We start from the raw sequence: 11,779 nt of genomic DNA on the forward strand, positions 1-11,779 counted from the left end.
AACCTCCTTCTTCTGCACATCTTTCTTTTGAGGGAAAAACACGCATTTTTATTTTTTCTTTGTAGGTTTTATAAAAAAGTCCGATTCCCCTTTTCCAGGGAACCGGACTTAATGTTTTACAGTCTATTTTTGACGATATCGTCAACAACTGATGGATCGGCCAGCGTGCTGGTGTCACCCAAGTTGCCCAGATCGTTGGCGGCAACTTTCTTCAAAATTCTTCTCATGATCTTGCCGCTGCGTGTTTTAGGAAGACCATCGGCCCACTGAATCTTGTCGGGTGTCGCGATGGGTCCGATAACCGTGCGGACATGAGCAATCAATTCTTTCTTCAGAGCATCGGATTTCTCCACACCGGTCTTCAGGGTTACGTAAGCATAAATGCCCTGACCCTTGATTTCATGAGGCATGCCGACAACGGCGGCTTCTGCAACAGACTTATGAGCAACCAGTGCGCTTTCGACTTCGGCTGTTCCCATGCGGTGACCGGAAACATTGATAACGTCGTCGATACGGCCGGTAATCTGATAGTAGCCGTCTTTATCGCGGCGGCAGCCGTCACCGGTTACATAGTAGCCGGGGAACTGTTCAAAGTAGGTTTCCTGGAATCTCTTGGGATCGCCGTAAACGCCTCTCATGATGCCGGGCCATGGTACTTTGATGCACAGAGCGCCGCTAGCTACTGTATCGGTAAATTCTTTTCCTTCATCGTCAACCAACACCGGCTGTACGCCGAAGAAAGGCAGTGTAGCCATACCGGGTTTGATTTCAATCGCGCCAGGGAGCGGTGTAATCAAAATTCCACCGGTTTCAGTCTGCCACCAAGTGTCCACAATGGGGCATTCGCCGCGGCCGATCAGGTTGAAATACCAGTTCCATGCTTCGGGGTTGATCGGCTCGCCGACTGTACCCAGCGTGCGCAGACTGGAGATGTCGCAACTCTTTACGAACGTATCGCCTTCTTTAGCAATAGCGCGGATAGCGGTCGGAGCTGTGTAGAAAATGTTGACCTTGTATTTCTCGACTACCTGCCAGAAGCGGCTGTAGGTCGGATAATTGGGAACGCCTTCAAACATAACGGATGTTGCGCCATTGCAGAGAGGACCGTAAAGAATATAGGTATGACCCGTAACCCAGCCCAGGTCGGCGGTGCACCAGTACATGTCGCCGTCATGATAATCGAAAACAATCTTGTGAGTGTAGGAGCCGTAAACCAGATAACCGCCCGTAGTGTGCATAACACCCTTGGGTTGTCCGGTGGAACCTGACGTATAAAGGATGAACAATGGATCTTCGGCATCCATCTCTTCCGGTTTGCAATTGGCGTCAACTTTCTTCATTTCTTCATGATACCATTTGTCGCGGCCGGCGGTCATTTCACACTTAATCTTGTCGCCGACTCTCTGGACAACGATAACTGACTTGACGGATGGACATGATTTTAATGCATCGTCGGCAGTCGCTTTCTGGGGAACAGCCTTATTGCCGCGGAAAGTTCCATCGCAAACAACCAGAACCTTGCCTTCGCAGTTGACAATTCTGTCACGAAGAGCGTCAGCACTGAATCCGCCGAATACGATACCATGAATGGCGCCGATACGTGAGCAGGCCAAAGCGGCAATGCCCAACTCGGGAACCATCGGCATGTAAAGAATAACACGGTCGCCCTTCTGAACGCCTTGGGCCTTCAGAACATTGGCGAACTTGCAAACTTCTTCATGCAGCTCTTTATAGGTTATTGCTCTTGCTTCGCCCGGTTCGTTGCCTTCCCACTGAATAGCAACCTGATTGCCGCGTTTTTCGAGATGTCTGTCCAGACAGTTGTAAGAAATGTTGAGTTTTCCACCTTCAAAGAATTTAACGTAGATGGGACCTTTTTTAATGTCAAAGTTGTAATCCATAACCTTGTCCCATTTTTTGAACCAGGTTACCTGCTGTTCGGCTATTTCCGCCCAGAATTTCTCGGGCTCTTCCACTGAACGCTTCCAGAGTTTGTCGTAAGCTTCTCTGCCGCTTACCCAGGCTTTTTTCTTCGCCGCTTCCGGAATCGGATATATTTCCTTTAATTGAACTTTTGGTGCATCAGCCATGATATTTCTTCCTCCCTATTTTTTTATGATTTTAACGTCTTTAGTAACGCCTTGATACCGGCAACGCAATTACTCTAACTACTTATATTGTATGACATTTTATGAACAGAGGTCATAATTTGACTGCAAGTCATGTCTGCCTTGGGATTTTCCCTACCTTAAGATCGCTTTGATGTCAAGAAATATTTAAGAGCACGATGCGCTATTTAAAAGCACAACATGAGGCCATCTATCTCGGGAAGTCTCATGATGAGTATTACAATTAGTGAGAGAGACAGATATTACTGAAATTTCTAGTCATTACGGCGAAAAACCAGTCTAAATATTTCTTGACAACTTTTATTATTTTGTGTTACGCACAACAAATTTATCTTGCGCTTGGCGTTGAGAAACAATCTCTATATTCAGTAAAAGCGCAGGATATCAGAGAAGTTGGAGTCGCTTCGGGAAATGCCCGTTTCCGGGAGCGGTAAATTTGATCTTTTCCAATTAAGGAGGAAAGAATGAAGAAATTTTGGTTAGTTTTGTTGTCACTGGGGTTGATCATGGCCTTCAGTGTGTCAGCCTTCGCGGTTGACGTTAAAGTCAGCGGCGAATATTATGCCGCTGGTTTGTATTTAAATAGAATTAATACAACTGGTGGTCACGGAGATGGAACTGACATAGCTGATTATAATGTTGGGAGCACAGCCTTTTATTTTCAGAGACTGCGCGTGGGCACGGACTTTATCGTATCTCCCTGCCTGAAACTGGTCACCCGTTTTGACGCTATGGAAAGAATCTGGGGCGGCGCAAGATCATATCCTGGATATGGTGGAGCCTCACCACATGAGAATTCCGGCCTTGATTCTACATCCGCAGGTACCAGAGCAGAAAACGAAAATATCGCTTTCGACCTGGTTTACATTGATTATACAGCACCCGTTGGCCAGTTCCGCGTTGGTTATCAGAAAGAATCTACATGGGGAACAATTTTCGGCAATAACGGCGAAGCAACTCCCACCGGTCAGATCAGATATGATGGAACCTTCGGAGCATTTTCTGTTGTAGCCATGATCGCTAAAATGACTGATTTCAGTTATAGCGCTGTTACCTATGAAGATCAGACCGACCATGATTACGACTCTTACAGAGTTGGCGGTATTTACAAATTCAAGAATGACAAAGTCAACGGCGAAGCCGGCGTTCTCTTGATTTACGGCCGCGATGCAACACACAAGCATGAAGGGTCTTCTTCCTATATGACCAGAGCTTACACCGTGAACCCCTATTTTAAAACCGCGATTGGACCGGTAGCTCTGCAGGGTGAAGGTTTTTATACCTTTGGTGATTCTAAGGATTATGATGCCGAAGGCAATACTTATACTGACGTAAAAATTGATGCATGGAGACTTTTCCTCGATGGCGCTGTTAAGGTTGGCATTGTCAACGCGGGACTCTCTGTTGCATGGCTTTCCGGTGACGATACAAGTACCAGCGATAGAGCTGAAGGTTACAGCAACGCTGGTATAGATTGGAATCCCTGCTTGATTATGTTCAACAACGATATTATTAACTACTGGGTAGGCGGCCTTGCTAGCGGTCATGACGGCAACATCGGCGGTCCTATGAGCAATGCCTGGTTCTTCCAGGGCAGAGTTGGTGTCAACCCGACACCTCAGTTGAATGTTCTGCTGTCAGTTTCTCACGCTTTTGCAGACAAGAAACCATCCGGATTCGCCAACGGTACCTATGGTACGGAAATTGATCTTACCGGTACCTACAAAATCACCAATAACCTGTCCTATATGCTGGGCGCAGGCTATCTCTTCACTGGTAATTACTATGGTGATACTTGCATAGATCCAATTGTTGATAATGATTTCATCCTTATTAACAAACTTACTCTTACTTTCTAAGAGTAAAAGCTTTATCGTTTAATCTCTGAACTAGACCCCGGGAGGGCGGGTAACCTCCCGGGGTTTTTTAATGAGCCTTGATTTTTCGAAACGTAGTGCACGAAAAATCTTAGAGCGAATTATCCCAGGAGCGAAGCGACGCGGGAAGTGAAACGCACTGGAACTTGATGGTCGAACTATCCCAGGAGTCCACGACATGTCGGGAAGACGCGGGATAATGATTTCCTATCTTCAGTAACGAAGCGCACCAGAACTTGCTGGATAAACTATCCCGCCTATACAAGACAGCAAGAAAAATCAGAAGTAAATACTCAGGATGAATTCATAATAATAAAATTTATAAAAAAACAAAATAATGTCTTTCTTTCAATGACTTAAAATCATCTTGACTATCATTTTGTTTTATGCTAGCGAATAAACAATAATATTTTGCACATAACTTGAAAAGTACTTCCGTTAAGGTGCATCATATTAATGATGTTGGAGTTGCTTTAGGGGGAATACCCGTTTCCCCAAAAGCGTTAATTCTACTCTTTTCTATTTTAAGGAGGAAAGAATGAAGAAATTATGGTTAGTTTTGTTGTCACTGGGGCTTATCATGGCCTTCAGTGTGTCAGCCTTCGCGGTTGACGTTAAAGTCAGCGCCGAATATTTCGCCGGCGGATTGTATTTAAACAAGACTCAAGTATTTACAAACCCTGATGGTGCAGATGCTGATACCAGCACAGCCTTCTTTTATCAGAGACTGCGCATGGGTACAGACTTTATCGTATCTCCCTGCCTGAAACTGGTCACTCGTTTTGACGCCATGGAAAGAATCTGGGGCGGCGCAAGATCAAATCCGGGATCTGGTGGAGATTATTACGGCTATTCCTATGGAGGTGGAACGCGGGCGGAAGGTGAAAATATTTCCATCGATCTCGTCTACATTGACTATACATCACCCATTGGACAGTTCAAAGTCGGTTATCAGCAGGATTGGGTTTGGGGAACAGTTTTTGATAACTGGGGCGAAGGAGCCACTGTAGGCCAAATCCAGTATTGGAAAAATTTTGGCCCGCTCACTCTTTTAGGCATATATGCCAAGGAAACAGACAACAGCTTTAGCGCTATTACAAGTTCCTCAACAACCGATCTGGATTACGATTCCTACCGTATGGGCGCCATTTATAACTTCAAGGGCAATAACGTAGCAGGCGAAACCGGTATTCTCCTTTCCTATGATCGCGATGCAACTAATAGAGCAAATTTCAAGCCTACTCATAAGTCCAACATTTACATGATAGCACCGTATGTTAAAACCAAGATTGGACCAGTCACCCTTCAGGCGGAATTAGAGTATGCATGGGGCGACGCGATGAAACTGGAAGATGGAAACACTGACCCCAATGTTAGCTTAAGCGAATTGGGTGTCTTTCTTGATGCCTCTGCCAATTTCGGTATTTTTAACGTAGGCGGTTCCGCTGCTTACATCTCCGGCGATGATCCCGGCACACAGGATAAAGTAGAAGGTGGCTATTATGTTACTGGTGGTTTGGATTGGAATCCCTGCTTAATTCTGTTCAATAATGATTTAAGATTCTGGGCAGGTTGGATCCCCGGTCACGTAGACTCATACGTCAACGACATAATGTACAATGCCTGGTTCTTCCAAGGCAGAGTCGGCGTGAAACCCACTCCCCAGTTGGATGTACTGCTTTCAGCATCTTACGCATTTGCCGATAAGAAACCAGATACTCTTAATACTGGTTACAGCTTTGCTAACGGAACTTACGGAACGGAAATTGACCTTGTCGGAAACTACAAGATTACCAATAACCTGTCCTATATGCTGGGCGTAGGTTATTTGTTCACTGGCGATCTGTTCAAGGGATATGACGATTTACCGTGGGAAATGAGTATCCAGGATAATTTCATTCTCATCAATAAACTGACACTCACGTTCTAAAGAGTGGCTCGCCCCGGCGGATGCTGGGTTTAAACTTTTGACTAAACCCCGGAAGGATGTAAATCCTCCCGGGGTTTAAATTTTGAAGTGCTGGTATCGTGTCCCGTAAATAAATTGTCATATCGACCGAGAGCGAAAATGTCGTTCCATATCCTCCGCTGGCGGAGGTATCCCGATGCGAAATCGGGACGGCGGTGGATAAAGAACTTATTTGTAAATTGAACGAAGATTCTGGCTATATTAACACATCAACACCCTTAATCCCCCGCCAGCGGGGGACACACAAGTACATTATGACAGAAAAGTTAATTGTGAAACAGTCTCTTTGGCCGTTACGACAAGGTCTTATTGAAACGTCACACTAGACGAATTATCTCAGGAGTCCACGACATGTCGGGACGACGTGGGATAATGATTCCCCATCTTAAGAAGCGTAGCGTACTGAAGCTTGCTGGACAAATTCCTAATTCAAGAAATTTCTTGACCGGACATCCGGGCATATTGATACATATTACAATAGTTTAAATCACCTTGACTTTCCTATTATCTTATGTTAGTTTCAACATCAACAATGTTTTGCACTTTTTACGAAAAGTACGTCTCGTAAAAATGCAGAATATTGAAGATGCAGTGGCTTGGAGAAATACCCGTTTCCCCAAAGCAGGTTTTATCCACTCTTTAATTATAAGGAGGAAAGAATGAAGAAATTTTGGTTAGTTTTGTTGTCGCTGGGGCTAGTCATGGCCTTCAGTGTGTCAGCCTTCGCGGTTGACGTCAAGGTCAGCGGCGAATATTATGCCGCTGGAATGTATCTGGACAATACAACATTAAGAAAAACAGCAGAAAATTATTATTATTATGTGCCATCTGGACAAAGCTTAGCACTTGTTGACGGCGGCGGTCCTGCCGGCTACTCCACTGCCTTCTTTTATCAGAGGCTGCGCGTGGGTATGGACTTTATCGTATCCCCCTGCCTGAAACTGGTCACCCGTTTTGATGCCATGGAAAGAATCTGGGGCGGGGCAAGATCAACCCCCGGTTCTTCTGGCAACTTGGGAGGTTTGAGTCAACTCGGGACGTACTCGGATTATGACATGGGCTCAGCAGGAACCACAGCGGAAAATCAAAACATCGCCTTTGACTATGCCTATATTGATTACACTTCTCCCATCGGTCTTTTCAGGGTCGGATATCAGGAGGATGAAGTTTGGGGAACCGTGTTTGCGAATAGCTCGAAACCACTCGGCCGAATTACATACGCTGTGAAAGTCGGTCCATGGACAGGGGTGGCTTATATCGGAAAATTTAAAGACATTAGCTATTCAGCAGTAAACACCAGCGGCATGGGCTCCAACAGAACCGACTCTGATGTGGATCAGTATGTCGTAGCCGGCAACTATTCTTTTAAGGATGGTGCGGTTGGTCTGTTGATAAAACACGTCCGTTCCGCATATGGCAGAGACCTAAGCTCAGTTAGCCCATATGCACCCGGGGTTAAACAACAAATCACTATATTAGACCCCTACGTTAAAGCACAATTCGGTCCGGTCAAAATTCAGGCTGAGGTTCTTTATGGCTTCGGTGATTATATTAAATGGGAAGAAAATCCTGCTGGATCTCCTTTCCCCGATTTTTTATACGAAAATGTGAGACTGGACAATTGGGCCGGCTGGGTTGATGCGACGGCTGATTTAGGTAAGGTTTATGTTGGCGGTAGCGTTGCTTTTGTTTCCGGTGATGACGGGGCAACCAAAGGTGCAAAAGAAGGTGGTATAATAACAGGAGGAACCGATTGGAATCCCTGTTTGATTCTGTTTAACTTTGATCGTTATTACTGGGCTGGATCGCTGCCTGGTTACACAGGAACCCAAAATCCAAACCTGAAAGATTTTACTTTAAAAACAGATGACTCAGGAATGACCAATGCCTGGTTACTCCAGGGCAGAATTGGTGTGAAACCGACACCACAGTGGGATATTGTGGCTTCACTTTCTCACGCGTTCGTTGATAAGAAACCTGTTTTCAACAACGGTTATTACCCTCCTGCAAGCGTGCCTCCTACTACTGTAGGTTTAGGTGGTAATCCTACCCAAGCTACCAACGGCACTTACGGTACGGAAATTGATATTACCGCTACTTACAAAATCACCAATAACCTGACCTACATGCTGGGCGCAGGTTATCTCTTCACCGGTGATTATTTTAAAGGTACCACAAACAACGATGTTACAGATGACTACATGCTACTCAACAAACTTACTCTTAGCTTCTAAGAGAGCTTTAGTTTAACCTTTAAACCAACCCCCGGAAGGATGCAAATCCTCCCGGGGGTTTTTTAATGAGCCTTGATTTTTCGAAACGTAGTGAACGAAAAATCTTAGAGCGAATTATCCCAGGAGCGTAGCGACGCGGGATAATGAAATCCCCAAGCATCAGAAGCGCAGCGCACTGAGGCTTGCTGGACGAATTATTCCAGGAGTCCACGACATGTCGGAACGACGTGGGGAGTGAAACTCTAATTCAGAAAGTGAAACATATCGGAATTGGATAGTCGAGCTATCCCCGAAGCGCGGCGTAGCGGGATAAAGAGAATCTTCAGAAACGAAGTGCGCTGAAGATTGATGATCGAACTATCCCAGGAGCAAAGCGTATTGAATTTTTTTGTACGAACTGTCCATTGTGCAAAGCAAAGAGATATACTCCCCACGGATAGACTGTACTATCCTGCGTAAGCAAAGATAGTAACCTTTCCTTCTCGTTGATATCATACTGTGTCATGTTTGATACAATATTTCCTTGACACGCAGAATTGTTTTTCATATACTCCCCCCGCAAAAGAATTTGTTATTAATCTTTTCATAGAAATAAGATATTTAGAAGTCAGAGTCGCTTTTAGAAAATACCCGTTTTTTAAAAGCATAAATTGTTAACTCTTTTTTTATTAAGGAGAAAAGAATGAAGAAATTTTGGTTGGTTTTGTTGTCACTGGGGCTGGTCATGGCCTTCAGTGTGTCAGCCTTAGCGGTTGACGTCAAGGTTAGCGGTGAATATTATGCCGCCGGATTGTATTTAAATAAAACTAGTGTAATGGATGAATGGGTTAATTCTAGCGGTGTGACAATCTATAACTACTCTCCCAGCACAGCTTTCTTTTACCAGAGATTGCGCGTGGGTACGGATTTTGTCGTATCTCCCTGCCTGAAATTGGTCACCCGTTTTGATGCTATGGAAAGAATCTGGGGCGGTGCCAGAAGCAGTACAGGAACAACTCTGGCTGTGGATTCAGCGGGAACCCGTGCAGAAAATGAAAACATCGCGGTTGACTGGACCTATATTAATTACGTAGCGCCTGTCGGTACTTTTGACGTCGGTTATATGAATTCCGGAGCCACGGGAACAATATTCGGCAACAGTGCTGTCCCCGCAGGAAGAATAAAATATTATTCTCCCCTTATCAAAGATGCCATAAACATTAATGCCGATATTACAAAAACAACTGACAAGAGCGCCTCGGCCGTTACTTCTGCAAGCGCCACGGATTTAGATAAAGATGCGTATGCAATTGAAGGTGTTTACAACTTCAAAAACGATAAGGCATCGGGCAAGGCGGCCTTTAAAATCGTTTACACTCGTGATGCTACAAAAAGAGTTTCAGACGAATATAAACAAACTTATTTCACGTTTACACCATGGGCCATTGCCAAAATCGGACCTGTGGCTTTACAGGCGGAAATCAACTGGGCAACGGGCAACTACAGCGAATTTGATACTACCGCATCGGATGTTAAACTGGATAATTTGAGCGCTTTCGTTGACGCCACAGCCACTTTCGCTCCCATCTATGTTGGCGGCACGTTTGCTTATGTATCCGGCGACGATCCGGGAACTACGGATAAAAAAGAAGGCGGCTCCCTTAAAGGCGGCTACGACTGGAATCCCTGTTTGATCATGTTTAATTACTACGATACGGCCAACTGGGTTGGCACTATTTACGGCTACGAAAGCTCCGCAGTCAATGGCGGGATGAACAATGCCTGGTTCTTCCAGGGCAGAGTTGGTGTAAAACCCACTCCTCAGTTGGATGCCATGCTTTCAATTTCTTACGCAACAGCCGACAAGAAACCGTCAGGTTACGCCCATAGCACTTACGGTACGGAAGTTGACCTTACCGGCACTTACAAGATCACCAATAACCTGTCCTATATGCTGGGAATCGGTTATCTCTTTACCGGTGATTATTTCAAAGGTTTCGATACAAATGCAAACATTGCTTCAACATCAATTAGCAATGATTTCATTCTCATCAACAAACTTACTCTTACTTTCTAGGAGAGTAGTTGTTTAATTTTCATATTGCCCCCGGGGGAAAAGACGTTCTCCCGGGGGTAATTTTTTCATTACCCCTCCAAAAATGTAATTGACAAAACATTCTCCGTCATATTATCGATTCTGAAAGAAGTATAAAGGAGGAAAGAATGAAGAAATCTTGGTTAGTTTTGTTGTCACTGGGGCTGATCATGGCCTTCAGCGTGTCGGCTTTCGCGGTTGACGTCAAGGTTAGCGGTGAATATTATGCCGCTGGGATGTATTTGAATAAAACCAGTTTAAATGATACCATTAATCAGGATGATGGTTATCCGGGATTGAGCACAGCCTTCTATTTTCAGAGACTGCGCGTCGGAACAGATTTCGTAGTATCTCCCTGTCTGAAACTGGTCACTCGTTTTGACGCTTTGGAAAGAATCTGGGGCGGAGCGAGAAGTTCAACCGACACAACTGCGGATATAGATTCGGCAGGCACCCGTGCGGAAAATGAAAACATCGCCGCTGACTGGGCTTATATTAACTATGTATCGGCCATTGGCGCTTTTGATGTTGGTTATATGAATTATGGAACCACGGGAACAATCTTCGGCAACAGTTCTGTACCCGCTGCGCGGATAAAATATTATTCCAACCCCATTATGAATTCCATAAAAGTTAACGCTGATTTTACAAAAGTAGGCGATAAGAGCTATTCGGCCGTTAATTCATCAGCAACATGGACGGATGCGGATAAAGATGCGTATGCCATTGAAGGAGTTTATTCATGGAAAGACGGCAAGGCGGCTGTGAAAATTATTTACTACCGTTATGCCGATACAAAACCAAGTACTAACTATATAAAAAATTATTTTCTTTTCACGCCTTATGTCATTGCTAAAGTCGGTCCTGTAAATATACAGGCGGAACTTAACTACGCCACCGGCGATGACAGTAACTATGACAACATAGCTGCTGGCGATGATGTTAAACTCGAACAAATCAGCGGATGGGTTGATGCGACCGCTAATTTCGGTATGTTCAATGCTGGCGGCACCGTTGCTTATGTATCCGGCGATGATCCCAATACAACAGATAAGAAAGAAGGTGGTACTCTCACCGGCGGTGTTGATTGGAATCCCTGTCTGATTCTATTCAACAATGACATTAACTACTGGGTAGGCAGACTCTCCGGTTATGATGGTTCAGTTGCTAGCGGCAAAATGACCAATGCCTGGTTCTTTCAGGGCAGAGTTGGTGTAAAACCAACCCCTCAGTTGAGTGCTATGCTTTCAGTTGCTCATGCAATGGCCGATAAGAAACTGGCGAGTTACGCTAATGGCACCTACGGTACGGAAATTGATCTTGCCGGCACTTATAAAATCACTGACAACCTGTCCTATATGCTGGGCATTGGTTATTTATTTACCGGTGATTACTTCAAGGGTTCTGATAACCCGAGCTACGAACTTGTTGATGATTACATTCTTGTCAACAAACTTACTCTTACTTTCTAGGAGAGTAGTTGTTTAATTTTCATA

General features: G+C 44.8%; 7 protein-coding genes. 5 read left to right on the forward strand and 2 right to left on the reverse strand.

All coding sequences use genetic code 11. From position 1 onward, the window contains the following. Positions 1-116 precede the first annotated feature (116 nt). A complete protein-coding gene (gene acs, locus CVU62_02760; GenBank protein ID PKN39138.1) occupies positions 117-2,090 on the reverse strand; it encodes an acetate--CoA ligase in 1,974 nt (657 codons plus the stop codon). 503 nt (positions 2,091-2,593) lie between these two features. Between acs and CVU62_02765 the strand changes: the two genes are divergently transcribed. The 3 genes from CVU62_02765 (at position 2,594) to CVU62_02775 (ending at position 8,209) form a co-directional block, all read left to right on the forward strand. Next, the gene (locus CVU62_02765; protein PKN39139.1) at positions 2,594-3,988 is read left to right on the forward strand and encodes a hypothetical protein; all 1,395 of its coding nucleotides are present in this window, start codon (positions 2,594-2,596) and stop codon (positions 3,986-3,988) included. Positions 3,989-4,544: 556 nt separating this feature from the next. Continuing rightward, the gene (locus CVU62_02770) at positions 4,545-5,936 is read left to right on the forward strand and encodes a hypothetical protein (GenBank protein PKN39140.1); all 1,392 of its coding nucleotides are present in this window, start codon (positions 4,545-4,547) and stop codon (positions 5,934-5,936) included. Between the two features lie 698 nt (positions 5,937-6,634). After that, positions 6,635-8,209, forward strand: a complete 1,575-nt coding sequence (locus CVU62_02775; GenBank protein PKN39141.1) for a hypothetical protein — start codon at positions 6,635-6,637, stop codon at positions 8,207-8,209. 322 nt (positions 8,210-8,531) lie between these two features. Here CVU62_02775 and CVU62_02780 read toward each other — a convergent pair whose 3' ends face one another. Beyond that, entirely contained in the window at positions 8,532-8,756 is a 225-nt protein-coding gene (locus CVU62_02780) for a hypothetical protein (protein PKN39142.1), read from the reverse strand. Positions 8,757-8,891: 135 nt separating this feature from the next. On the opposite strand from CVU62_02780, the gene CVU62_02785 reads away from it, so the two are divergent. Continuing rightward, entirely contained in the window at positions 8,892-10,265 is a 1,374-nt protein-coding gene (locus CVU62_02785; protein ID PKN39143.1) for a hypothetical protein, read from the forward strand. Between the two features lie 146 nt (positions 10,266-10,411). After that, positions 10,412-11,755, forward strand: a complete 1,344-nt coding sequence (locus tag CVU62_02790) for a hypothetical protein (GenBank protein ID PKN39144.1) — start codon at positions 10,412-10,414, stop codon at positions 11,753-11,755. Positions 11,756-11,779: the final 24 nt, after the last annotated feature.

The organism is Deltaproteobacteria bacterium HGW-Deltaproteobacteria-2 (assembly GCA_002840505.1).
Taxonomy (GTDB): domain Bacteria; phylum Desulfobacterota; class Syntrophia; order Syntrophales; family Smithellaceae; genus Smithella.